At 42.3% G+C, this 23,113-nt stretch carries 24 protein-coding genes, 4 tRNA genes and 1 riboswitch; of the genes, 4 read left to right on the top strand and 24 right to left on the bottom strand.

Annotation, left to right across the window (positions count from 1 at the left end):
- Positions 1–55: 55 nt before the first annotated feature.
- From B9T38_RS11140 to rpoD, 6 genes are all read right to left on the bottom strand, one after another.
- Positions 56–1,450 carry an APC family permease gene (locus B9T38_RS11140; RefSeq protein ID WP_086196855.1) on the bottom strand — a complete coding sequence of 465 codons (1,395 nt, stop codon included), beginning with the start codon at positions 1,448–1,450 and terminating at the stop codon, positions 56–58.
- Positions 1,451–1,717: 267 nt separating this feature from the next.
- Entirely contained in the window at positions 1,718–2,902 is a 1,185-nt protein-coding gene (locus B9T38_RS11135) for an iron-containing alcohol dehydrogenase (RefSeq protein ID WP_086196854.1), read from the bottom strand.
- A gap of 1 nt (position 2,903) precedes the next feature.
- On the bottom strand, positions 2,904–3,437 hold the full coding sequence (locus B9T38_RS11130; protein ID WP_086196853.1) for a hypothetical protein: 534 nt from the start codon (positions 3,435–3,437) through the stop codon (positions 2,904–2,906).
- 77 nt (positions 3,438–3,514) lie between these two features.
- Positions 3,515–4,174, bottom strand: a complete 660-nt coding sequence (gene lipB, locus B9T38_RS11125) for a lipoyl(octanoyl) transferase LipB (protein ID WP_086196852.1) — start codon at positions 4,172–4,174, stop codon at positions 3,515–3,517.
- Positions 4,175–4,336: 162 nt separating this feature from the next.
- Positions 4,337–4,624 (bottom strand): YbeD family protein, encoded by a 288-nt coding sequence (locus tag B9T38_RS11120; RefSeq protein ID WP_086196931.1) that lies wholly within the window; start codon positions 4,622–4,624, stop codon positions 4,337–4,339.
- A 117-nt stretch (positions 4,625–4,741) separates the two neighbouring features.
- Positions 4,742–6,628, bottom strand: coding sequence for an RNA polymerase sigma factor RpoD (rpoD, locus tag B9T38_RS11115; protein ID WP_086196851.1), 1,887 nt, complete (start codon positions 6,626–6,628; stop codon positions 4,742–4,744).
- 369 nt (positions 6,629–6,997) lie between these two features.
- On the opposite strand from rpoD, the gene B9T38_RS11110 reads away from it, so the two are divergent.
- The gene (locus B9T38_RS11110; protein ID WP_086176283.1) at positions 6,998–7,207 is read left to right on the top strand and encodes a PA3496 family putative envelope integrity protein; all 210 of its coding nucleotides are present in this window, start codon (positions 6,998–7,000) and stop codon (positions 7,205–7,207) included.
- Between the two features lie 69 nt (positions 7,208–7,276).
- Positions 7,277–7,801 carry a YecA/YgfB family protein gene (locus tag B9T38_RS11105; RefSeq protein WP_086196850.1) on the top strand — a complete coding sequence of 175 codons (525 nt, stop codon included), beginning with the start codon at positions 7,277–7,279 and terminating at the stop codon, positions 7,799–7,801.
- A 158-nt stretch (positions 7,802–7,959) separates the two neighbouring features.
- On the opposite strand, the gene B9T38_RS11100 is transcribed toward B9T38_RS11105, so the two are convergent.
- From B9T38_RS11100 to trhO, 4 genes are all read right to left on the bottom strand, one after another.
- On the bottom strand, positions 7,960–8,379 hold the full coding sequence (locus B9T38_RS11100) for an ABZJ_00895 family protein (protein WP_086196849.1): 420 nt from the start codon (positions 8,377–8,379) through the stop codon (positions 7,960–7,962).
- Between the two features lie 23 nt (positions 8,380–8,402).
- On the bottom strand, positions 8,403–9,017 hold the full coding sequence (locus B9T38_RS11095) for a DedA family protein (protein WP_086196848.1): 615 nt from the start codon (positions 9,015–9,017) through the stop codon (positions 8,403–8,405).
- Between the two features lie 75 nt (positions 9,018–9,092).
- On the bottom strand, positions 9,093–9,377 hold the full coding sequence (locus B9T38_RS11090) for an FUSC family protein (RefSeq protein ID WP_086196847.1): 285 nt from the start codon (positions 9,375–9,377) through the stop codon (positions 9,093–9,095).
- Between the two features lie 220 nt (positions 9,378–9,597).
- A complete protein-coding gene (gene trhO, locus B9T38_RS11085; RefSeq protein ID WP_086196846.1) occupies positions 9,598–10,530 on the bottom strand; it encodes an oxygen-dependent tRNA uridine(34) hydroxylase TrhO in 933 nt (310 codons plus the stop codon).
- A 206-nt stretch (positions 10,531–10,736) separates the two neighbouring features.
- On the opposite strand from trhO, the gene B9T38_RS11080 reads away from it, so the two are divergent.
- Entirely contained in the window at positions 10,737–11,225 is a 489-nt protein-coding gene (locus B9T38_RS11080; protein ID WP_086196845.1) for a DUF1289 domain-containing protein, read from the top strand.
- 140 nt (positions 11,226–11,365) lie between these two features.
- Here B9T38_RS11080 and ribB read toward each other — a convergent pair whose 3' ends face one another.
- The 12 genes from ribB to B9T38_RS11020 form a co-directional block, all read right to left on the bottom strand.
- The gene (ribB, locus tag B9T38_RS11075; RefSeq protein WP_086196844.1) at positions 11,366–12,025 is read right to left on the bottom strand and encodes a 3,4-dihydroxy-2-butanone-4-phosphate synthase; all 660 of its coding nucleotides are present in this window, start codon (positions 12,023–12,025) and stop codon (positions 11,366–11,368) included.
- A gap of 94 nt (positions 12,026–12,119) precedes the next feature.
- Positions 12,120–12,280, bottom strand: a riboswitch (FMN riboswitch).
- 175 nt (positions 12,281–12,455) lie between these two features.
- Positions 12,456–12,836, bottom strand: a complete 381-nt coding sequence (gene panD, locus B9T38_RS11070) for an aspartate 1-decarboxylase (RefSeq protein ID WP_086196843.1) — start codon at positions 12,834–12,836, stop codon at positions 12,456–12,458.
- A gap of 143 nt (positions 12,837–12,979) precedes the next feature.
- The gene (gene pth / locus B9T38_RS11065) at positions 12,980–13,561 is read right to left on the bottom strand and encodes an aminoacyl-tRNA hydrolase (RefSeq protein ID WP_086196842.1); all 582 of its coding nucleotides are present in this window, start codon (positions 13,559–13,561) and stop codon (positions 12,980–12,982) included.
- A gap of 19 nt (positions 13,562–13,580) precedes the next feature.
- On the bottom strand, positions 13,581–13,877 hold the full coding sequence (gene rplY / locus B9T38_RS11060; RefSeq protein WP_086196841.1) for a 50S ribosomal protein L25: 297 nt from the start codon (positions 13,875–13,877) through the stop codon (positions 13,581–13,583).
- 100 nt (positions 13,878–13,977) lie between these two features.
- Positions 13,978–14,931: a ribose-phosphate pyrophosphokinase gene (locus tag B9T38_RS11055; RefSeq protein ID WP_086196840.1), complete on the bottom strand. Its 954-nt coding sequence runs from the start codon at positions 14,929–14,931 to the stop codon at positions 13,978–13,980.
- A gap of 36 nt (positions 14,932–14,967) precedes the next feature.
- Positions 14,968–15,042 (bottom strand) — tRNA-Gln (locus B9T38_RS11050).
- 91 nt (positions 15,043–15,133) lie between these two features.
- Positions 15,134–15,208, bottom strand: a tRNA-Gln gene (locus B9T38_RS11045).
- Between the two features lie 41 nt (positions 15,209–15,249).
- Positions 15,250–15,324 (bottom strand) — tRNA-Gln (locus B9T38_RS11040).
- Positions 15,325–15,351: 27 nt separating this feature from the next.
- Positions 15,352–15,426, bottom strand: a tRNA-Gln gene (locus tag B9T38_RS11035).
- 1 nt (position 15,427) lies between these two features.
- Positions 15,428–16,258: a 4-(cytidine 5'-diphospho)-2-C-methyl-D-erythritol kinase gene (gene ispE / locus B9T38_RS11030; protein WP_086196839.1), complete on the bottom strand. Its 831-nt coding sequence runs from the start codon at positions 16,256–16,258 to the stop codon at positions 15,428–15,430.
- A 24-nt stretch (positions 16,259–16,282) separates the two neighbouring features.
- Positions 16,283–16,864, bottom strand: coding sequence for a lipoprotein insertase outer membrane protein LolB (gene lolB, locus B9T38_RS11025; protein ID WP_086196838.1), 582 nt, complete (start codon positions 16,862–16,864; stop codon positions 16,283–16,285).
- A gap of 8 nt (positions 16,865–16,872) precedes the next feature.
- Positions 16,873–18,585, bottom strand: a complete 1,713-nt coding sequence (locus B9T38_RS11020) for a tetratricopeptide repeat protein (RefSeq protein ID WP_086196930.1) — start codon at positions 18,583–18,585, stop codon at positions 16,873–16,875.
- Between the two features lie 78 nt (positions 18,586–18,663).
- Between B9T38_RS11020 and hemA the strand changes: the two genes are divergently transcribed.
- Complete coding sequence (gene hemA / locus B9T38_RS11015) at positions 18,664–19,953, top strand: glutamyl-tRNA reductase (RefSeq protein ID WP_086196837.1); 1,290 nt, start codon at positions 18,664–18,666, stop codon at positions 19,951–19,953.
- Positions 19,954–19,975: 22 nt separating this feature from the next.
- Here hemA and B9T38_RS11010 read toward each other — a convergent pair whose 3' ends face one another.
- Positions 19,976–21,883, bottom strand: coding sequence for a DNA primase (locus B9T38_RS11010; RefSeq protein ID WP_086196836.1), 1,908 nt, complete (start codon positions 21,881–21,883; stop codon positions 19,976–19,978).
- 239 nt (positions 21,884–22,122) lie between these two features.
- A complete protein-coding gene (locus tag B9T38_RS11005; RefSeq protein ID WP_086196835.1) occupies positions 22,123–23,112 on the bottom strand; it encodes an outer membrane protein assembly factor BamD in 990 nt (329 codons plus the stop codon).
- Position 23,113 lies beyond the last annotated feature (1 nt).

Raw genomic sequence — 23,113 nt, 5'->3', positions numbered from 1 at the left:
TAGATCATAAAAAAAGACGCATTGAGCGTCTTTTTTTATGCATGAAGTCAAAGCATTAATGCGTATCATCAAACTCGTTGTGCTGCGGAGCGGGGTGTTTGAAACCTTTGGTTTTATAACCCAGATACAAAATACCGAACATTGCCCACCATAAACCGAATTTTAATGCAGTATCTTCAATCTCTAGCCACATCGCAAAAATGCTCAGGAAGCCGAGTAAAGGAATGACCACAAAGCTGAGAATGTCTTTGATGTTTTTGCTACGTCCATCCCGTAAAGCATAACGTGAAATAACAGACAGATTCACAAAGGTAAAGGCAGTGAGGGCACCAAAACTGATCATTGAAATCACGATGTCCAAATCCATGAAACCAGCAGTTAAAGCCACGCCACCGACAATCAGGATGTTGTAAACCGGAGTGTAGCTTTTCGGACTGATATGACCAAAGATCTTTTTATTGATCACGCCATCACGGCCCATTACATACATTAAGCGTGAAACACCTGCATGTGCAGAAATACCCGATGCCATCACCGTGACGATCGCAAAGTAAAGCACTACAGTTTTGAACGCTACTCCGCCAACGGCTTGAAGAATGTCTGGCTGAGTTGCAGCAACATCTTCAAAGTAAGTCTTCGGATCATTCGGGAAGTAGATTTGCATGAAATAGGTACTGATAATGAAGATAATACCAGCAAGGAGTGCCGTAAGGAAAATCGCTTTAGGTAAGGTTTTTTCAGTATCTTTGGTTTCTTCTGCCAGTGAGCTGAGTGAGTCAAAACCGGTAAAAGAGAAACACAGCAATGTTGCGCCGGTAATGAGCGGACCTAAAGCCGTCATTTCATTCCAGAATGGTTCCAGGCTCCACAACTGGTATTTGGCATTTGCTAATGTACCATCGGCATTGACCCCACCTGCAAGCAGTGTATAAACCATCCAGGTGAAGTAAGCGATGACTGCCAGCTGAACCAATACAATCAGGCCGTTGAAGTTGGCAACGAATCTGGCACCACGTAAGTTTACCCCGGTCATAAATGCAGTCAGTACAACGACCCAAACCCAATGGTTAACCTCAGGGAACAGAGCTTCCAGATAAATGACCGCCAAAATGATGTTGACCATGGGTGACAGTAGATAATCCAGCCATGATGACCAGCCCACCATAAAACCAACGTTCGGATGAATTGATTTTTGCGCATAGGTATAAGCAGAACCTGACGACGGATAGCGACGGATCATGTGTCCATAACTAATCGATGTAAACAGAATTGCAATCAGGGCAATAATGTATGACGTCGGTACGTGGAAATGACTTTCTTCGGAAACCAGGCCGAATGTGTCAAATAAGGTCATTGGTTGAATATAAGCTAAACCAATAATAATGATGTGCCAGAGCCCTAGCGTTTTTTGCAGTTTAGCTGCCGATTGAGTCCCAGAGATATTTGTCAACGGCGTTATCCTCTTAATCGTTGATCAAGGATCAGTCATGTTTACAAGGATCGTTTGAGACGAACGATCCCCCCTATATGAATAAAACAAAGTGCGCCAATCTACTCTAGTTTGGTACCTTTTGCCAATATCTTTGTGAGTTTTTAATGCAGAAAATATGCCACTTGATATAAAAGACTCGCTTTAATTTTCTATATAAAAGTAAAAGCCTGATGCTTAAAAAAACATCAGGCTCATTTTTAGCTATATTCGCTTAATTTTCAATATTTACCAAGCTTTTTCTAAAATCGCTTTTAAATCGCTCAAGGTGGCTTCTTTCGGATTGTAAATAATGGAACCATCATTTAATGCTTTGTCTGCGACTTCATCCAGTTGTGCTTCTGAAACCTTGCCGGTTTCACGTAAAGTACGTGGCAATTTCGTCAGTGCATACAAGCGATCACGCATGGTCAGAATCGTAGCAATGGTTTTATCGGCACGTAAATGGGCAGGGGTTTGCGCATAAATGTCTGGACCTGCTAAAGGTAGCAATAATTCTGCAATCTTGTCTCCATTCACTTCTTTATTGTACTCAAGCACATAAGGCAGGAACAGGTTCATGCACAGGCCATGTGGTAAATGTGCAACTGCACCTAAAGCATGTCCAAGGGAATGCACCAGGCCTACCATGGAGTTCGAGAACGCAATACCGGCCATGGTGGAAGCTTGGGCTAATTCCAGACGGCCAAACTCATCAGTTGGATTATCTAACACATTGAACAGGCTGTTGCTCACTTTTTTGATGGCAGCTGTCGCATAAGCATCACTGATCGGATTGGCTGCCATACAGGTATAGGCCTCAACTGCATGGGTTAGTGCATCCATGGCTGTCATGGCAGTTAAATGTGGTGGCAAGGTCTGGGTCATGCGCGGATCCAGAATTGCCGCATGTGGCATCAGATAATAGGATGCAAAGGGCATTTTGACATTTTTTTCAAGATCCGAGACCACAGCCACCATGGTCACTTCTGAACCCGTACCCGATGTGGTAGGAATCACAAAAAATGGTTTTAACGGTTTTGGCAGGTTATGTGCACCTGAATATTTAAGCAGGTCATCGCCACCTTCGGTCACCAGAATATTGGTTGCCTTGGAAGTATCAATCACTGAACCGCCACCGACAGCAATAATCGCATCACAACCATTATCACGATAAGCTTTCGCTGCATTTCGGACGGTTTGTACACTTGAATCAGGTGGAACATCATCAAAAATATAACCAATCACCGCATCGGTAGATTCAAAAGCCGCTTCAATTGGTGCAAGCAGGTTGTTGCTGCGTACACCTTTGTCAGTAATGATCAGAGGACGTTTTGCACCTAAAGTAGCAAGTTCAAACGGAATATGTTCTAAGGCAGCATGACCTGCAATGACTTTGACCGGACAGAAAAATTCGTAATAAGGCTTAGCCATGTTATGCACTCCGTTTAAAATAGGATTGAGCTACTTTCAAATAAATATTTGCAGCTCCAGTCAGTTTTTCTTTTAGGCTTAATTCGGTCGGATATTGTTTTACAGCAAGCTCAGCAAGCAGTTTAGGTAAAATAAGCGCTTCCATTTTGTTTAAGCAGCGGACCAAACGAATGGCAAATGCAATATCTCCATCGGCTATCATACGGTCATGGGCAAAGGCCTGTGCGGTACTTTCCTGAAAGGAAAATACTAAAAAGGCATGGCTTAAGTGCTTAAAAGTAATGGTGAGGTCAGGTTTGCTGTCTACAGATTGCAGTAATTGTAATTGATGGTCTTGCGTGACTTTTGCAATAAAAGCCGGTCCATGGGGAAATACTTTCATCGATAGAACGAAATCCACCGGGAATTTTGCAACTTCCTGTTTGACTTCGGCGTCGACTTGACTCGCCATTACCAGACCTCTGCCAATCACATCCATCATGAGTTTGACATAGGTCAGTTGTAAAGCGGGCTTAACGGATTTGGTTGAAATCACTCGCGTATCCCTTATCTAAAGAATATTTTATTTGTTTAGAGTAAATACTCTAATTTATTTTTATGTCAAAAGCAAAATTATTGTTGCATGATTTGAACTTCACTAAAGTAACCGCTGTTGTTTAAAGTTTCAATGATATCGAAGCATAAGTTCTCGAATTTTGGATAATCTTCAACTAAATCCTCAATGCGTACCATCTCTAGGCCAGCATAACCACAGGGGTTAATGGTGTGGAAACCAGAAAGGTCACAATCAATATTTAGGGCCAGTCCATGATAGCTGCATCCTTTGCGGATTTTAAAACCCAGAGAACCAATCTTGCGCTCTGCTACATAAACGCCTGGTGCATCTGGTTTGGCATAGGCTTCAATGCCATATTTATTCAGCAGTTCAATCATTAAATTTTCAGCATAAGATACCAGCATGCGTACATTCCAGCCCAAGCGGTTTAGGTCAAACATAAAGTAGGCTACCAGTTGGCCTGGGCCATGCCAGGTCACTTGTCCACCGCGATCCGTTTGTACCACTGGAATATTGCTGGGTATCAGAATATGTTCCGGTTTGCCAGCTTGACCTTGAGTTAAAACCTCATGGTGTTGCAGAATCCACAGCTCATCCGGCGTGTTTTCATCACGGTTTTCAGTCAGGTTTTTCATCTCCTGAAAACGGTCGAGATAAGGTGTGAGCTGGTTAAATTGACGAATAATCAGTTTGGGTTTTAGAACAGCATCAGTCATGTGAAGTGCGTCCTTAAAAATTTTCAACAGGATGCAAGGATTATAATGAAATCATGCCAAGATGGGGGATGATCGCTGCACGATTTAAAGTTTTTCGTAGTATTGATAATATTTTTATTGGCTTATAAATAAAAAAACACGCATGACGCGTGTTTTTTGCTCTTAAAGTGCAGTTTTAATCAATGGGCAGGCTGCCAAGTCAGCATATAAAGCATGTACCTGTTCCAGTTCGACAAAAACGATTTGGGCAGTTAAAGAGTGATATTTTCCAGTACGTGAAGGTTGTACCTTGATGCTGTTACCATCAAATTCCGGAAAATGTTTTACCAAAATATCTACAACAGCAATATGTAATTCTTCACAGGCTTCACCAATCAGTTTGATCGGATAATCCATAGGGAAAACCCATAGATGTTCCTGAAGTTCGCGAGATGGTGTACGGTCTAACATGGTCATAGTAGTCCCACTTATATATCAAACGCCTGCATAGAGGCAGGCGTTATGTGTTGCTGAATACTAGATGGGGGTGTTGGATAACTTTTCAATCCCCATCCGTATCACTATGTCTTAGTCATTTTCCAGGAATGAACGTAAGTGTTCAGAACGGGAAGGATGACGTAATTTGCGTAGTGCTTTGGCTTCAATCTGACGGATACGTTCACGGGTAACGTCAAACTGTTTACCGACTTCTTCCAGAGTGTGGTCAGTCGGCATGTCGATACCAAAACGCATTTTCAAGACTTTCGCTTCACGTTCAGTCAGGTTTTCCAGTACTTCACGGGTTGCTTCTTTCAGGCCTTCTGAAGTTGCCGCATCAATTGGAGAAGTGATGTTGCCATCTTCAATGAAGTCACCCAAATGTGAATCTTCATCATCACCAATTGGCGTTTCCATGGAAATCGGCTCTTTGGCAATTTTAAGTACTTTACGGACTTTAACTTCATCCATTTCCAGACGTTCGCCCAATTCTTCCGGGGTTGGTTCACGGCCCATTTCCTGAAGTAATTGACGAGATACACGGTTGATCTTGTTGATGGTTTCAATCATGTGTACCGGGATACGAATGGTACGTGCCTGATCGGCAATCGAACGGGTAATTGCCTGACGAATCCACCAAGTGGCATAAGTCGAGAATTTATAACCGCGACGGTATTCAAACTTGTCTACCGCTTTCATCAAGCCGATGTTTCCTTCTTGAATCAGGTCAAGGAATTGCAAACCACGGTTGGTATATTTTTTCGCAATTGAAATTACCAGACGCAAGTTGGCTTCGACCATTTCCTTTTTCGCACGACGGGCTTTTGCTTCACCTACTGCCATACGTTTAGAAATATCTTTGATTTCCTTAACATTCAAACCCAATTCTTTTTCGATGTCGGCAATCTTTTGCTGGAATGCCAGTACATCGGGACGTACTTTTTCTAAATAAGTTTTTTGTTCAGCTGGCGCTTTGGCAATTTGCTCATCTAACCATGCAGGATTTGATTCCTGGCCCGGGAAAGACGTACGGAATTGAGTACGGTCCATACGGCCACGGCGGACTGCATAACGCATTACTTCACGTTCAGACGTGCGGATCTGTTCATGGGTGCCACGAATCATTTCAGAAATGATGTCAAATAGACGCGGAGTGAATTTGAACATCATAAACACGGTTGCCAGTGCTTGGAGCGCTTCATCTGCCTGTTTACTGTTACGACCGTGTTTTTCAATGACAGCTTTGGTTACTTTCCAGGCTTCTTCCAGTTCAGCAAAACGCACACGTGCAATTTCCGGATCAGGACCTGACTCACCTTCAGAATCATCCTCAGTTTCAGATTCTTCTTCTTCGTCATCGTCCAGTTTTACATCTTTGGTCGATTTAGATGTTGATTCTTCATCCTCATCGATATCCGCTTCATCTTCTAAAACTTCTGGAATTTCTTCATCAGATTCCGGGTCTAAATAGCCCGATAAAATATCAGCAAGACGACGTTCACCTTCGGTAACATCATTATATTCTTTTAATACAACTTCAACGGCATTTGGCCAGTAGGCAATCGAGTGCAGAACGTCACGGATACCTTCTTCAATGCGTTTGGCAATGCTAATTTCGCCTTCACGTGTTAAGAGTTCAACCGTTCCCATTTCACGCATGTACATACGTACGGGATCTGTGGTGCGACCAGGTTCGTTTTCAACAGAAGCAAGTACGGCTGCCGCTTCTTCTTCGGCAACTTCATCGGTCGCTTCTGCACTGGTGCCATCGAACATGGTGTCATCAGATTCAGGTGCACGTTCATGAACAGGAATACCCACGTCTTGAAGCATCTGGATGATGTCTTCAATCTGTTCGCTTTCCGTGATCGAGTCTGGGAGATGATCGTTAACCTCAGCGTAAGTTAAGTAACCTTGCTCTTTGCCTCGGCTAATCAGAGCCGCTACTTGCGAAGTAGGGGAAGTCATATCGCTCATCTTTGCTTACTCTTCGTTGAATCTGTGGCAGTGAAAAACCGTGCATGATAGCACAATTTGCTTAAAATTGTTTTGAATATTGATTGCTCAAGTTTCATTTAAAAATATAAATTTGATTTAACAGCTGTTTTCAATATTGGGCTGAAACTTTTTTTTTCAAGTCCATAGGGTGGATCACTCAAATTATGTTGAGTTTTTATTGGTCCATGCTGGAAATTCCAGGAACTAATAAATACACAATTTTTAGGGAGAAAAACAAGATTAAACCCGGTTTGCGGGAGAAAAAAATAAAAATACTTGACAAGAGTGCATAAGCAGGATAAATAGCGCCTAGACCCATTCACTTTTTTTCACCATGAGGTAGTTTTAGTGTCTTCTACAGATTTTGAACTAGATGATAGCTACAGTGATGATGATGTTAGTTTTGATGAAGTATCAAGCAAAATTAGTGCTAAAGAGTCGTTAGAAAAACGTCGTCTGATTGATGACCTTCTTGCACAGCGTCGTTTAGAGCGTGAGCTGAAAGATTTTGATTATGATCTGGATGATGACGACGATTTTGATGATGAAGAAGACTAAAATAGGATTCTGCATAGCGGGCTAAAATGCTATGCTATGTCGCAGTTATTTTACAAACCTGGATTTTAAATGAGTGCTTTAGATTTAGACCTTTTGAGCGAATATCTAGATGGCGACCAGAATGAATATGGTCTAGATTTTCCGGCTACTCATGGCTTTTTATGTGCAATTGCGGTTGGTCCGAAATTCGATAAATGGCTGGACGAACTTTTTGATAACAATCATAAGAAAGTGCCTGCTGAAATCATTGCTCAAGTAAAAGCCTGGTTAGAATCAATTCGTCAAAGCCTGGCGAATGAAGAAGGAATCGAGTTTCCTTTTGAAATTGAAGAGGCAGATGTTGATTCAAGTTTAGGTGACTGGAGTGTCGGCTTTGTCGATGCCATGTTCTTAAACGAAGATGCCTGGTTCACTCCTGAACATGAAGAACAATTGGTTGATTTAACTTTGCCAATGATGGTCTTTAGTGGTGTGGATGAAGAAGATCCGCAAATGGAATCTTTCCGTCGCAATGGCCAGTTGATGGATGAAATTGCTGAAGAAATTCCGGATAATTTAAATGAATTATATTTGATGTACCATACGCCAGCATGATGGTACGCCTTGCGCTGCTATAATCGCCGCGCATAGATCACATACCAGCGTGATGTGACATCTTGTGCTGTTCTAATCGCAGCTTATGTATGTATTTAGCTCAGATTAATTTGTTAATAAAAAAGCACCCTAAGGTGCTTTTTTATTTGTTCAATTGGCTATTTTCTGGATTTTAATTTCAAGAAGAGCGGACTCATCCACTGATAGGCAATAAAGAATAAAGCAAAATGTATTGCAACGATGAGCAACATAAATACGGCATAACCTGCTAGACCCATTTTTTCAGCAGATTGAATAATTTGTTCTGCATTCGGGTTCATCATGACCAAAAAGAATATAATAAAACACTCCAAAGTAATGGCAATTGCGGTATTTCCCCAGACCAAGATATTGCGTTCTTGAGCAGTCGGCAAGCGTTGTTCTTTTTGCAGGAATTTAACCACATGACGAATCATGGTAACCAAAAAAATAGCGACGAAGAGCATCAAGCCAAGATTAGTGACAAACAATAAAAACAAAACACTGAGAATTAAAACCACGCCATAATCGATAGCAAAACTTTTTAGATATTGTTGCATTTAAGCCCCTGATAAAATCACAATTAGTTCTTCATTTTGCGTAGCTGTCTACGGTATAGGAGGATAGCAACAATCACTAGGATAATGAGGATAATACCATGGCTGACTTGGCTAAATATTTGCTGCATGAGCGGTTGGTTTTCACCAAAGTAAAAACCCACACAAGCCAGAAATGTAGTCCAGATGATGGTGCCTAATCCGCTGTAAAACATAAATTTCCAGAATGGCATTCGGCTCATGCCAGCAGGAATGCTGATGAGCGAACGTACTGCAGGAATCATGCGACCAAAGAATACAATGCGATGTCCATAATGCTCAAACCAGTCCAGAGACTTTTTAACATCACTAGATTTTATAAACATATATCTGCCATAACGGTCAACGAAATGGAAAATACTGTCATGGTTAAACTTATAGCCAATCCAATACAGTAAGGCAGCTGCAAGCAATGAACCGAAACAGCCAGAAATAATTACCCCAAATAGTGTGAGTTGACCTTGTGACGCAGAGTAGCCAGCGGAAGGCATGATGATTTCAGAAGGAATAGGAGGAAATACATTGTCAAGGAACATCAGTAGGGCAATACCTAGATAGCCCAATTGTTCCATAATGGAAATAATCCATTCTGTCAGAGTCATAAAGTTATAAAAATATTCGTGATATTTACACCATCCTAAATATTATTTGTTGCGGGGTAAAGTATAGCCAAGCAATTATTCCTGGCTATGGATCAGGGTATAGATATAAACTTTTCTTAAGCTATAGGCGAGTGCAAATGGAATTACACCGAGCAAAGTATATTCCAGCAGATTAGGGGTGAGATGATAAGCAATAAACAGGGAAAAAATACTGCCAATAACAGCACCCATTATCACAATAAAAAGATGTGATTCTTGCTCTAAAGTTTGTTTAATTTGTTCTACTTTTTGCAGATTTCTTTCGCGCACAAGATAAAAGCGTCGAGTATCCTGGGCTGAACGGCTAATTGTTCTTGACATAATTTAACTCCTTTTTCACGTTACTTTTTAATGTTATATATTAAATATTTCACGTTAAAAATTAATGGGTTATAGATTTATTATAATTTTTATCCCAGATTACCATATTATTTGTGACTTGATATACATTAATGGTGAAAATTGGTGATATTTTTTTATTTATTGTTAATTTTAGGTAAATAAAAAGCCCTCGAGTGAGGGCTTTTTTGAGGGAGATTAATTACAGGCGTTTACGCTTGGCAGCTGCAATTTGTGACTGACGCATACGGAAACCGGCTTTTTGTTTCTCGCTGGTTTTATCGATGCAGTATTTGCAAGACACGCCATGTTCATAGCTTGGAAGTTCTACTTCTTCAGGAAGCAAAGGCCAACCACAGGCATGACACTTGGTGTTCTGGCCTTCTTCTACACCATGAGTTACGGCTGTACGGCCATCAAACACGAAACATTCACCTTCCCACATGCTTTCTTCGGCAGGCGTTTCTTCCAAATATTTTAAAATACCGCCTTTCAAGTGATAGACCTCATTAAAGCCTTCTTGCAGCAATAATGATGTTGATTTTTCACAGCGAATACCGCCTGTACAGAACATGGCAATTTTCTTGTCTTTATGCTGTTCCAGCTGTTTTTTTACATATTCCGGGAATTCACGGAAGGTTTCAGTTTTAGGATCAATTGCGCCTTTAAATGTACCGGCTTTATATTCGTAGTCGTTACGGGTATCAATTAAGATCACGTCATCACGTGCAATCAGTTCATTCCATTCTTTTGGATCAAGATAGTGACCGACTAAATCGCGCGGTTTGACTTCAACGCCTAAAGTCACAATTTCTTTTTTCAGTTTAATTTTCATTTTACGGAATGGCTTGTCAGAGCTGTGTGACTCTTTATATTCCATTGCGTTAAAACCTTCATCTAGAAGAAACTGGTGGATGGTATCAATTGCTGCACGGTCACCTGCTACAGTACCGTTAATGCCTTCTCCTGCAACAATAAGAGTTCCACAAAGATTGATGGTTTTTACCAAATCAAGAAGACGTTGCTGCAGATCGGCAGGATTTTGAACTTCTTTAAATTGATATAGTGCCGCAACAACCCAGTCAGTGGTCGCTTGCTGTTCTACAGGTGCAAGCTGTTCTACAGTAGCGTTCATGGAAAACTCCAAATGTATTAAGGTAAGACAAAATTTAAGCCGCATATTCTAACGTGAATTGGCACAATTAGCGATAAAACCTAGTATGAAATATGGTTTTTCATTTGCTGTTGGGGAATGTATGATGCCTGTGCTGATAGTTTATCAAATCAGAAAAGCGGTCTGAATTTTCCAGATGTGAACATTGTTGAATTTCGGAGTTTATTTTGAATACTGATCGTCGAATTGCTTCTTTGACCCCATGTGCAGGGCGTTGCTCTACGGTGTTTGGTGATTCGGTCTGTCGGGGGTGCCGTCGTTTTAATCATGAAGTGATTAAATGGAATACCTATACAGCAGAGCAGCATACAGCCATTTGGCGTCGATTAGATTCGCAACTGGATCAGATTTTGATTCCAATGTTGCCTATAGCCAATATCGCCCATGTAGAAGGTTTTGTTTTATCCAAGCGTGTGCGTTTGCGTCTGGATGCGAGCAAAGGGCGCAAGCTGTACCATGCATTAAAATTGTGTGAGAAAAATCGTCATTTTACTGATGATAGCGGTTTAGGCATTCACTATAAAGACGTGCGTCTTTTATGGGATGAATTTGAGCGACGTATATTGGCACTTGCCACGGCCAGTTATGATTTGGCTTTTTTACGCGCTGATTGCATCAGTATGCATTTGCTGCAAAGTCTGGAAGAAGAGGATTAAATCCTCTTTTTTAACTTAAAATTTATAAAAAAATTTCTTATTCTCGTGTGCACTGAAATCATTTTGCATTAAAAAATCATCAGGCTTAATCAGGAAGCCTGATGATTTTAATTTTTTTGTGGCAAGTTTTGTTGTCTCGTTTAAAGATTATGCTGCAAACGGTACTGTACAATTTCTTCAATGGTAATCACGGTTAAATGATGAGTCTGTGCATAAGACAGAACCTGAATACCAGATGCCATCGTACCGTCAGGATTGGTCAGTTCACATAATACACCAGCGGGTTTCAAGCCAGCCAAACGTGCCAGATCAATGGTGCCTTCAGTATGGCCACGACGCGTCAGTACCCCACCTTCGCGCGCGCGTAAAGGGAAGACATGACCTGGTCGGTTGAGATCACTTGCCACAGCACCATCTTTAATTGCCGCTTTTACTGTGGTGGTACGGTCTTTTGCCGAAACGCCTGTAGTGACACCTTCTGCTGCTTCAATGGTCACGGTAAAAGCTGTTTTAAAATGGCTGGAGTTATCTGTCACCATTGGGGGAAGTTCCAGATGGTTAGCGAGTTCATCAGTCAAACAAAGACAGACAATGCCTGAGCCATCGCGAATCATACGGGCCATGGTGTCTACAGTTAAGGTTTCTGCAGCCACGATCAGGTCGGCTTCATTTTCACGGTCAAAGTCATCCATGACTAAAACGGGTTTGCCTTGGCGGATATCTTCTAAAGCTTTCTGGATGCGTTGTTTAGCAGGAGGAAGGGCAGAAAAGAAAATTTCGGGTTGAATCAAACTAGACATTGAAACGCTCTCGTAAAATAAACATACGGTTGAACATTTCAGGACTGATGCAGAAATGGGGTCGCAGCGATATATCACATATCAATATCGGTTACGTCGTCTTCTTTCATCCGGACTATACCGTCGGCTTTGGTTTTTCACCAAATCTGCGAGTAAACTTTAACCAGTTTACAGGCTCGTGGGCTGATTAAATCCTACAAGAATGTAGTTTTAATTTACCACCGGTGGGGAATTGCACCCCGCCCTGAAGCGATGTGTCATAAGTATAGTCCTGTTTTTAACAGTGGGTACAAATTTCTATAGATGAATCAGTCATATCCATAGTCAAACCAAGAATAACTTTAGAATAAGCTTATAATTATGAATATGTAGGGTATAAAAAAGCCCGCAGAAGCGAGCTTTTTGAATGTTTTGATCTGAACTGATCAGTTTAGGCAACCTGTACAGGAATACAGTTGGCGGTATGGTTCACTGTATTGTCCGGATTGGCATATACCAGACGAGGTTTATGGGCATTCGCTTCAGCTTCGGTGAAATCGCCAAATGTGGCGATAATCATTAAATCGCCCACATCAGCCTGCAGGGCAGCACCACCATTGACTGAAATAATGCCAGAATTTTCTTCACCACGGATGGCATAAGTGGTAAAACGCTTACCATTAGTCACGTTCCACATATGAATTTCTTCATATTCACGGATACCGGCTAAATCCATTAACACGCCGTCAATTGCACAAGAACCTTCATAATGTAATTCTGCTTGTGTCACGACACAACGGTGGATTTTAGCTTTTAATAAACGAGAAAGCATGGCTAGCGTCTCCTTAGTCGACCTAAGATTTTATCTTAGTTAAATCAAATCACTTCTTACTGGATCAGTAATCCGCAGAAAGCGCATTTTGCTCCGAAAAAAGCAACATGGCAAGAAGGAAAATTCAATTATTTGTAGAATGATCAGTTCGGTTTATACGCGTTAATTTGATTCATGGCTGTCTGAATGTCACCGTTTACCAGCAATTTAATGCGAGATAAAGCATGTGCAATGGCATCATCCATTAAACCTTGTTCGCTGCTTGGAGCTTTGCTCAGGACATGACCCGATACACGTTCTTTGGAACCTGGGTGACCGATACCGATACGTAAGCGATGGAAATTGGGACCTGTATGCGGAACGATATCACGTAAACCGTTATGCCCACCATGACCACCACCTGTTTTCAGGCGAATGACACCGGGATTCATATCCAGTTCATCATGTGCGATGAGCATGGCTTCAGGAGCAACTTGATAGAATTTGGCGAAGGGTACAACGCTTTTGCCAGAGGCATTCATAAAGGTTGTGGGTAACAGCAGACGAACGTCTTGACCTTTGATGTTACCTCGACCACTGATTCCGTGGAATTTAGGATCGGCTTTGAGAGAGATGCCATATTGTTCTGCAAGGCGTTCAACGAACCAGAAGCCTGCATTATGGCGGGTTTGGGCATATTCCTTACCAGGATTGCCCAAACCAACAATTAGCGAAAGTTTTGACACTAATTTACACCGTTAACACTTATGCGCGTTTAAAGTCAGCGTGCATTGGAGTGTTTTTAGCTGGGTGACGTTGTAAAGCTTGGATTTTAACGCTTTCAACTTTGTCACCAACTTTGATTTCAACAACTTCTTCAAAGAAAGCGTTGTCTTCAAGTGCTTTAACAAGTTCACGAAGTTCTAAAGTAACCGCTACAGGTTCAGCAGCACCACCGTAGATGATTGCTGGTACTTTGCTTTGAAGACGAAGGCGGCGGCTCGAACCTTTCCCTTGTACTGCTTCTTCACGTGCTGCTGCGTTTAATACGAAGTTTGCCATGATAGACATTCCTAATTTAAGTTTAATTAAGCTGAGTTTTCGACCAGCTCAGCGATAGAAAACCCTGCCAAAGGCAGGGTTTTGAAAATTTAGCGCTATATTATAGATAAGAATCAAACATTGCGCTAATAGATTCTTCGTTGTTAATACGACGAATTGTTTCAGCAACCATGCTGGCGACTGAAACTTGGCGAATCTTACCAAGTTCTTGAGCTTCTTGAGAAAGAGGAATGGTATCCGTAACAACGAGCTCGTCGATTACAGAGTTTTTCAAGTTCTCAATTGCTTTACCAGAAAGTACTGGGTGAGTTGCATAGGCAACTACACGGCGCGCACCAAACTGTTTCAGTGCATCAGCAGCTTTACATAAAGTACCTGCTGTATCCACCATGTCATCCACGATGACGCAGTCACGATCTTTTACATCACCAATCAAATGCATCACTTGTGATTCATTGGCTTTTTGACGACGTTTATCGATGATTGCAAGATCGATATCACCCATTTGTTTCGCTACAGCACGTGCACGAACTACACCACCAACGTCTGGAGAAACAACCATTAGGTTATGGTGTTGCTGTTGACGAAGATCAGCAAGTAATGCTGGAGTACCGTAGATGTTGTCTACAGGGATATCGAAGAAACCTTGAATCTGGTCAGCATGAAGGTCGATCATTACAACGCGGTCAATACCGACAGTTGTCAGCATGTCTGCGACAACTTTTGCAGTGATTGGCACACGGCTTGAACGAGGACGACGGTCTTGACGAGCATATCCGAAGTAAGGGATGACAGCAGTAATACGACCTGCACTTGCACGACGCAAAGCATCAGCCATAACAAGGACTTCCATCAGGTTGTCATTTGTTGGGGCACAAGTAGGTTGTACTAGGAATACGTCTTTACCACGAACATTTTCAGTAATTTCGACAGCGATTTCACCGTCAGAAAATTGACCTACAGATGCTGCACCTAAAGGGATGTGCAGATGGCTTACGACTTTTTGGGCGAATTGTGGATGTGCAGTTCCACTAAAAACGACAAGATTGGGCATGAAGCACCCTTGGCGGTTGGAATGTTTGAAAGTAGATGGCAGGGGCGGCTGGATTCGAACCAACGGATGCCGAGATCAAAACCCGGTGCCTTACCACTTGGCGACGCCCCTAATGCGGCAGAACTTTAATATTTTTGCGGTTCTGTGTCAAGGTGAATTAACAAATGAACATGCAAATACTATTCTGTCTTTTTTGAGAAAATGGCAGGGGCGGCTGGATTCGAACCAACGGATGCCGAGATCAAAACCCGGTGCCTTACCACTTGGCGACGCCCCTAAATTTGATTGCTGTATTGTGATTTAAACTATAAGTTTAAATGGCAGGGGCGGCTGGATTCGAACCAACGGATGCCGAGATCAAAACCCGGTGCCTTACCACTTGGCGACGCCCCTAATACAGTAATCTACAGATGAATATGATGGCAGGGGCGGCTGGATTCGAACCAACGGATGCCGAGATCAAAACCCGGTGCCTTACCACTTGGCGACGCCCCTATCATATAACCTGGAAATGACGTAATGGTGATTCATTTAAACTATTGACCAAGTAAGCTTTACAAGGTGAATGAGCTAAAATCTCATCAATATTCATATCGGCAGTTACTTCAGTAAAAACACAAGCACCTGTACCTGTAAGTTTTGCAATACCGAACTGGTCTAAATACTGCATTGCTTCATTCACTTTTGGATATAGGCTTCTTGCCAAAGGCTCAAAGTTATTTCCAAAGTTAAATGGCTTTAACTGATAGGCGCAAAATTTAGTAGGCTTCGTGTCTCTTGTCAACGTTTTTTGTGAAAAAAGCAATTGAGTGCTGATAAAACAATCAGGTTTTAACACAATGTATTGTTTTTGATCTAAGTCTATGAATGTTAAGTGTTCACCAATGCCTTCCGCCCAAGCATTTCGCCCATGGACAAAAACTGGAACATCGGCACCTAACTTGAGTCCCAGTTCGGCCAACTGTTCAATACTTAAGCCGCATTGCCATAATTGATTGACCACAATGAGAGTAGTAGCTGCATTGGATGAACCACCACCAAGTCCTGCACCCATAGGAATATTTTTTTCAATGCGGATATTTAAGCCTGAATATGCTTTTGCATACGGCTTTAAAATCTGTATTGCCTTGAAAATCAGGTTCTGTTCCAAATCAACACTATTTAATCCATCAATACTAATTTCAGGACTTGCTGTTTGGCTGAACTCCAGCCAGTCATACAGGTCAATGAGCTGAAAAATGCTTTGCAATTCATGGTAGCCGTCGTCACGACGGCCGGTGATATGCAAAAAAAGATTAAGCTTGGCAGGAGCGGGAACACGAATCATAGAATTTTGAACTTTTGAATAGGCTTAACGGTTTTGAATGAGCATTGTAATACGGTTTTCCTGACCGGATTCAAGCAGATGCTTTAAAACTAGCTTGTTCGGTAACTGGGCTTGCTCGTTATAACTGAGATCCACTATCCAGCCATCTTCCAAGAACTGGATGGGGCGGTTTTGCTCATCCTTACTGATTTTTGCCAGTGTGGTTGCCGGTTTGGCCTGAACCCAATCGACTAAATGGGTAATAGGGGCTTGCCAGCCTGTGGCACGCTCAAGTAACTCTTCCGGAGTATCCGCTGTAATCAACCCGGTTTTTGAACTATTGAGGGTGACATTACCCAGTTGGCCGGAAATCTGGGTTTTACCCACGCCCAAAATTCCGCTTAATTCGATGTCGAATGCATCCTGCTGTTGTACCCAGGTAAAAAAGGCACTGCCAGATTGTCCCGGAGTTCTTACCCCAATTTTACCTTGCAGATTAAAATTCTTCGCAGCTTCTGGAATTTGAGCCACATTCGGTGCTTGAGGCTGGGTGTATTGTTGGCAACCGCTCAGGATTAGCGTGCTTGCTGCAATCAGGCTTAAACTGAATTTTGAAAAAATGTGCATACAGATAGTTAACTCTTTTTCATTTGTTGCGGTAACAGTAACGATTTCAATTGCTCTAATTGCGGATCATTCGGATGATTTTTTTGTAATTGTTGTAACACTTTACTAAATTTTGTCAGCTCACCTTGCATGTATAAAGATTTGGCATAACGTACACCAATTTTCACATTTTGACTTAATTGGTAGGCTTGCTCTAATACTTGAGCTGAAGTTTTAAAGTCATTTTGTAAATAAGTGATATAGCCTAAAGTATCTAAAATAGAGGCCTGTTCCGGAGCAAATTCCAGAGCATGTTCAACATACTTGCGGGCTTCATCTAAACGCCGGTTTTGCAGGGCAAGCGTATAGGCATAGGCATTGAGGTAAGTCGGGCTATTGGGTTCTATTTCCAGTAATTTTTTCAATAATTTATCCAGTTTATCTTTGTCTTGAAAAGCATCAAGTAATAACACTTCGGAGTAAATTAGTTCCGGGTCATCCGGGACGTTTTTAATGGCTTCATCCAGCAGGCGCATGGCTGCTTTTTTATTGTCCATGCGTTTTAAAATATCAGCCTGAGCCTGGTACAGGAAACTGGCATATTGCGGATAATTGACCCGTTCCTGAGTCAGGAAGCGCAGGGCATCAGTGGGCTGGTTCTGGGCAGTAAAAATATTAACCATGTTGCGGCGCGAAACTGTGTACAGGCTGCCATCCACCAGACGGTAATAGGCTTTCGCAGTTTCAAAATGCTGCTTTCGTTCGGCATTGACTGCTAGATAATAATAGGCCTCATTTTGATATTGCATGGAATATCGCAGCTCAACTAAATATTTTTCAGCTTTTTCATATTGTTCTAAGTCAATACTGGTTAAACCGGCAATAAACAATGCTTCTTCTTCATTGGGCCATTTTTTTAACAGGATCTCAAGTTTATTGAGAGCTTCTTCTGACTTATTTAATTTAATCAGATATTTAATTTCCGCTAAGCGAACTTCGATATTGTTTTTATGTTTGCGGCTGGCTTTGTCGTACCATTTTAGGGTTGCTTCATCATCCCCCAAAGCACTGAGTAAATTGGCCTTCATTAAAATAAAGCCGGTCACATTGGCACGCTTTTTTAAGGCACGACTAATGGTGGTCAGGGCCTGCTCTAGTTGCCCGTTTTGTGCTTCCAAACCTGCGATCAGTACCAGTACGGAAGGATTATCTCGTTCTTTACTTTTACGCAAGGCATCAATCAGAAAATCCCGATCTTCAGGGTCTTCAGGGGCAATCCCTGCCAGAATTTTTTCCAGGTCTGCATTGGGGTCAATATTTAAAATTTTGTCCAGCGTTTCTGCGGCCAGTTCATATTCATGGGCTTTTAAGGCAATATGTGAAAGATAAAATAAAGCCGGTACGTCGGTCGGTTCTTGCACCACCCAATGGGTGGCAATATCCAGGGCTGCTTTTAGATCATTCTGTTCAATCGCAACATTTAAGGCGCGCTGTTTAACCGTGGTGGAATTGCTTTTAATTGCAAGCACGGTGTAGTTGTGTAATGCTGTGGGAATGTCTTGATAGGTCAGTGCAAATTCAGCAATCATGCTTTGTTTTATAGCATTATAATTTGAATTGGCATGATAAATTTCTCCAGATGCTCTAATATGAGCACTGTAAGCCATGCTACCCACAAGTAAGAATGTGGTAGAATATTGCTTAATTGTCGCGCCGTTTATCCGGCTATTTGTTTGACGCAATTTTTCTTGATCCAAGTAATGCTTTTTATGACACCAATACTGCACAATAGCATAAATTTAGCGAAATGATGATCTGATATGTCTTTCTTTGCATTGGGTGTCAACCATCAAACCGCCTCTGTAGAGCTGCGTGAGCAGATTGCATTTAATCCTGAAAAATTAATGCACCTGCTTGCCCTGCAAAGCCAAAACCATGACCTGAATGATATGGTGGTGGTCTCTACATGTAACCGCACCGAAGTTTATGCCATGTCTGAAAATGCGGACATGGTAATGAATTGGCTCGCCGAAGCAAATGGCTTAGATGTTAAACAATTGTTTAATCATGTATATCGTTACGAAAATGCGCAGGCAGTGACCCATTTAATGCGGGTAGCCAGTGGTCTGGATTCACTGATGCTAGGTGAACCACAAATTTTGGGTCAGGTGAAATCTGCATTGTCTCTAGCTAAAGATGCACATACCGTTTCGCCGGATTTAAACCGAATTTTTGAATACGCCTTTTATGCAGCCAAACGTGTGCGCTCGGAAACAGCAGTGGGGAGTCATGCTGTTTCGATGGGCTATGCCGTTGCCCAGCTGGCCCTGCAGGTGTTTAGCAAACCTGAAAAACTGACCGTGATGGTGGTAGCTGCAGGGGAAATGAACAGCCTGGTGGCGAAGCATTTAGCGGAAATGGGAGTGGGGAAAGTTCTGATTTGCAACCGTACCCGTGCGCGTGCAGAAAGTTTGGCCCAAGAAATTGCCCATCGCGTTGACGTGGAAATTATTGAATTCTCTGATTTGGCTGCAAATTTACACCGTGCAGATGTGATTTCAAGCTGTACCGGAAGTCTGCATCAGGTTATTTCATATCAAGATGTTAAAACAGCGTTGAAAAAGCGTCGTTATCAGCAAATGTTGCTGGTCGATTTGGCCGTTCCGCGCGATATTGATCCCAAAGTGGAATCTCTGGATGGCGTTTATTTGTATGGAGTGGACGACCTGCAAAGTGTGATTGACGATAATCTTGCCCAACGTCGCCAGGCTGCGGTTGAAGCCGAGGTGATGGTCAATCAGTTAGCTACAGAAATGCTGACCCAGGAAAAAATCAAAAAAGCTGGCAGTACCATTCAAGCTTATCGTGAACAGGGTGAAGTACTCAGGCAAGAAGAACTGGCTTTGGCAATCTCTCGTCTGGCCAGTGGTGACAATCCTGAGCAGATTTTGCAGGAATTATCGTATCGCCTGACACAAAAACTACTGCATCCGACTTCAATCTTGTTGCGACAGGCAGTCAAGGCTGAAGATCCGGCTTGTTTTGAATCGATGCGTGATCAATTAGAAGATGTATTTGCTAAACGGCGTAATACCAAGCATGAATCATAAATACTAAATTATAGCCGCTCGCTTAATCTTCCAGTAGGGTAAGCGAGCGCTTTTTATCAATTTCGTAAATTTTCTGTTTCAGGTTGCGCATTTCAGCAATGCTGGTGAACTTTTTAGATTTGAGTTTTTGTTGTAAACATTGATATTGCAGTTTGATGGAAAAATCTTCTGCCAGTTTATCGGCCTGCTCGGGTGAAGATGTGTAATCACTTATATTGGCGTGTAGCAAAATATTTTGCAGATCATGGTGATAAGGCGCACAGGCACCTAAGACATAATACTGTGACAGCTCGGTATCATCAGGTAAATCATCAAAAATGATATTGAAGATATCAAGAATTTTAAACAGCAGTTGATCGTGTGAAATCAAGGCGCGTAGCGGTTCAAAATGAATATACAGATAGGGGTGATTCATTAAAATCGCAATGACATATTCTTCTGCATCAATCTTGGTGCTAAAGCTTAAGGATGCATCATTGTTGACCTGAGGTTGCCATTTGCGGTTAAAGCCCAGTTTTTCTCTAAAGAACTGCTGCAATAAATAACGGTACGACCCCTGTTTTGGCAACAGTTCGGTCAGTTGACGTAATTCGCCCATGACCTGGCTTTTGCCTTCCGGCTTGGTCACATCATGATTCTGGGTTAAAAGAGCAAAGACAAAATCGGAGAGTAACGGCGCTTGCTGTAACAGGCGGTGAAAGTTTTCAATACCTTCACGGCGAATCAGTGAATCCGGGTCGTGATCATTGGGTAACACAAAAAACTTGAGTTCACGGCCATCATTGAGTAGCGGCAGGGCAATTTCGAGTGTACGGCGGGCGGCTTTTTGTCCGGCAGCATCACCATCGAAAGCAATGGTAATACGGTTGTTTTGTTTGAATAAAATATTCAGGTGTTCGGTATTACTCGCTGTTCCCAAGGTCGCCACAGCCCCAGAAATGCCATATTGCTGCAAGGCAATGACATCCATATAACCTTCAACCATTAGCCAGTCTTGGGCTTTCTGTTTGCGGCCTTCATATAAACCATACAGCAACTGGTTTTTATGAAACACTTCCGAGTCAGGCGAGTTGATGTATTTGGGTTTGATTTCGTCATTCAAGGCACGACCACCAAAACCGACCACGCGACCTTTAGCATCCCGGATCGGGAAAATCACCCGGTCACGCAGCAGGTCAAAATCGCGTCCATTGTCACTGGTACGAATCAGCCCCAGTAGTTTTAAGCCTTCAATATCCTGTGGAAAAGCTTTTTCCAGATGTTGCCAGTCTTCTGGCGCATAGCCTAAACGCCAATAGTCAATGGTTTCTGCACTTAAGCCACGTTGCTTGAAATATTGCTGGGCACTGGTACTTTGCGGTAACTGGCGCTGGTAATACTGGGCGATGTTTTCCAGTAGATCAAACAGGTTGCCGTCTTGTACGGTTTCTTCCATTGGCATCTGTTCAAAAGATGCAAATGGATCATCATAGTATTCGGTTTCTTGCGCCTGAAATTCTGCAAAAGGATCAAAATGTGCTACAGGCGCTGCATTCGGTGTTTGATCGGTGGTGTTTTTCGGTTGTTCTTGCAGCTGTGTTGCTGCGGCAGGTTTTATGGATTCACGTTTATATTTGATTTTATTACTGTCGTTATTGTCTTTTGGTAGTTCAATACCAGTACGGCTCGATAGATCCTTCATCACATCAATAAAGTTACGACCGTCAATATCCATTAAAAAGCGGATAGCATTGCCGTTGGCCTGACAGCCAAAACAATGGAAATATTGCTTGTCGCGATAGACATGGAAAGATGGCGATTTTTCCTGATGAAAAGGGCAGCAGCCTGAATAGGTGCGACCGGTTTTCTTGAGTTTCACGCGCTGACCAATCAGATCGACAATATCGGTACGATCCAGGATTTGATCAATCGTGTGTTGAGGAATAGCCATAAGTATGCAATCGGGTGGTAATTTATTTAAATGACTGACAAATAAGCTGTCAGAATTTCCGCATATTAAAATTACGGCATCGGTTAAAAGTTAATTTGTATACCTTTTGCGCAAAATGATCAATATGATGCATTGAAATGACAAAAGGGCAAGTATGATAACTTGCCCTTCATGAAAATGCGACTGATAAGCCAAGCTTATTGTGATGCTCGCGTTCCAGTTGCTGCCGCTGCTTGAGGTTATTGCTCTGGTGCAGGGGGAATGCTGTTTTCAGTTTTAGGACGATCCAGCAAGCCAAAACTGATGCGATTGGTGAAACTGCGTTTTTCACTTTGCGCTGCATTTTGCTGTTGCTCTGCTTCGGTCGAGCTTTGCGCTTCGCGACCAAAAATACCTAAAGTGGCGCGGTTAAACCAGCTGCCTTCACCATGTGCAGCACGCATATTCACGCTACCATCAGCTTTGACCAGATGCGGATAATTCAGCTTTAACACTTCAATGTACTGCTGTGAAGTCTGCTGATCGCCCAATTTGTCATATCCATAGGCCATGGTGGCTAAAGCTTCAGGAACTTGCGGAGTTTGTGGATAGTGTTCAACTACCCATTGTGAGCGCTCAATAGCCGCTAGCCATGCTTTACGCTTAATATTAAAACGTGCCGCGTTCATTTCACTTTCAGCCAGCTCTGTGCCAATGAACTTCATACGCTGTGCCGCATCGACAGCATAAGTACTTGATGGGAAACGGCGGATGAAATCGACAAAATTCTGATAAGCCACTTTTAAATAGCTGACATCACGGTGTGACTGTTTTAATGATGTATAACGCAACAGGCCATCATAGTTTTGTTCCATGTTCGCGACACCACGAACATAGTAGGCATAGTCCACATTCGGATGTTGCGGGTTTAAACGGATAAAACGCTCAGCCAGGGCAACTGCGCCTTCATAATCTTTTTGTTGAAATTTAACGTATAACAATTCCAGCTGTGCCTGTTGGGCATAGTCACCTGTTGGATAATAGGTATCGATTGCTTCAAGATGTTTGGCCGCATCGGTATATTGACCACGTTCAAGGGCTTTTTCAGCTTTTTGAATATAAACTTGTTCGCTAGATTGTGGTCCTGTGTCTACCACTTCTTTCTTTGGATTACTGCTACAGCCCACTATTGCCGACGCAACGCCTAAAGATAAAGCAAGCATTGTCATTTTATAACGTGGTAACGACATA

The sequence above is a fragment of the Acinetobacter sp. ANC 4218 genome, assembly GCF_002135245.1.
Classification (GTDB): Bacteria; Pseudomonadota; Gammaproteobacteria; order Pseudomonadales; family Moraxellaceae; genus Acinetobacter.
This window is presented reverse-complemented; position numbering and strand designations above follow the sequence as displayed.

Excerpts from the sequence above, each read along its gene's own strand:
- B9T38_RS11135 (WP_086196854.1), bottom strand. The coding sequence starts at position 2,902 with ATGGCTAAGCCTTATTACGAATTTTTCTGTCCGGTCAAAGTCATTGCA.
- lipB (WP_086196852.1), bottom strand. The coding sequence starts at position 4,174 with ATGACTGATGCTGTTCTAAAACCCAAACTGATTATTCGTCAATTTAAC.
- B9T38_RS11120 (WP_086196931.1), bottom strand. The coding sequence starts at position 4,624 with ATGTTAGACCGTACACCATCTCGCGAACTTCAGGAACATCTATGGGTT.
- rpoD (WP_086196851.1), bottom strand. The coding sequence starts at position 6,628 with ATGAGCGATATGACTTCCCCTACTTCGCAAGTAGCGGCTCTGATTAGC.
- B9T38_RS11105 (WP_086196850.1), top strand. The coding sequence starts at position 7,277 with ATGAGTGCTTTAGATTTAGACCTTTTGAGCGAATATCTAGATGGCGAC.
- B9T38_RS11100 (WP_086196849.1), bottom strand. The coding sequence starts at position 8,379 with ATGCAACAATATCTAAAAAGTTTTGCTATCGATTATGGCGTGGTTTTA.
- B9T38_RS11095 (WP_086196848.1), bottom strand. The coding sequence starts at position 9,017 with ATGACTCTGACAGAATGGATTATTTCCATTATGGAACAATTGGGCTAT.
- B9T38_RS11090 (WP_086196847.1), bottom strand. The coding sequence starts at position 9,377 with ATGTCAAGAACAATTAGCCGTTCAGCCCAGGATACTCGACGCTTTTAT.
- trhO (WP_086196846.1), bottom strand. The coding sequence starts at position 10,530 with ATGAACGCTACTGTAGAACAGCTTGCACCTGTAGAACAGCAAGCGACC.
- ribB (WP_086196844.1), bottom strand. The coding sequence starts at position 12,025 with ATGTCTAGTTTGATTCAACCCGAAATTTTCTTTTCTGCCCTTCCTCCT.
- panD (WP_086196843.1), bottom strand. The coding sequence starts at position 12,836 with ATGCTTTCTCGTTTATTAAAAGCTAAAATCCACCGTTGTGTCGTGACA.
- rplY (WP_086196841.1), bottom strand. The coding sequence starts at position 13,877 with ATGGCAAACTTCGTATTAAACGCAGCAGCACGTGAAGAAGCAGTACAA.
- B9T38_RS11055 (WP_086196840.1), bottom strand. The coding sequence starts at position 14,931 with ATGCCCAATCTTGTCGTTTTTAGTGGAACTGCACATCCACAATTCGCC.
- ispE (WP_086196839.1), bottom strand. The coding sequence starts at position 16,258 with ATGATTCGTGTTCCCGCTCCTGCCAAGCTTAATCTTTTTTTGCATATC.
- lolB (WP_086196838.1), bottom strand. The coding sequence starts at position 16,864 with ATGCACATTTTTTCAAAATTCAGTTTAAGCCTGATTGCAGCAAGCACG.
- hemA (WP_086196837.1), top strand. The coding sequence starts at position 18,664 with ATGTCTTTCTTTGCATTGGGTGTCAACCATCAAACCGCCTCTGTAGAG.
- B9T38_RS11010 (WP_086196836.1), bottom strand. The coding sequence starts at position 21,883 with ATGGCTATTCCTCAACACACGATTGATCAAATCCTGGATCGTACCGAT.
- B9T38_RS11005 (WP_086196835.1), bottom strand. The coding sequence starts at position 23,112 with ATGTCGTTACCACGTTATAAAATGACAATGCTTGCTTTATCTTTAGGC.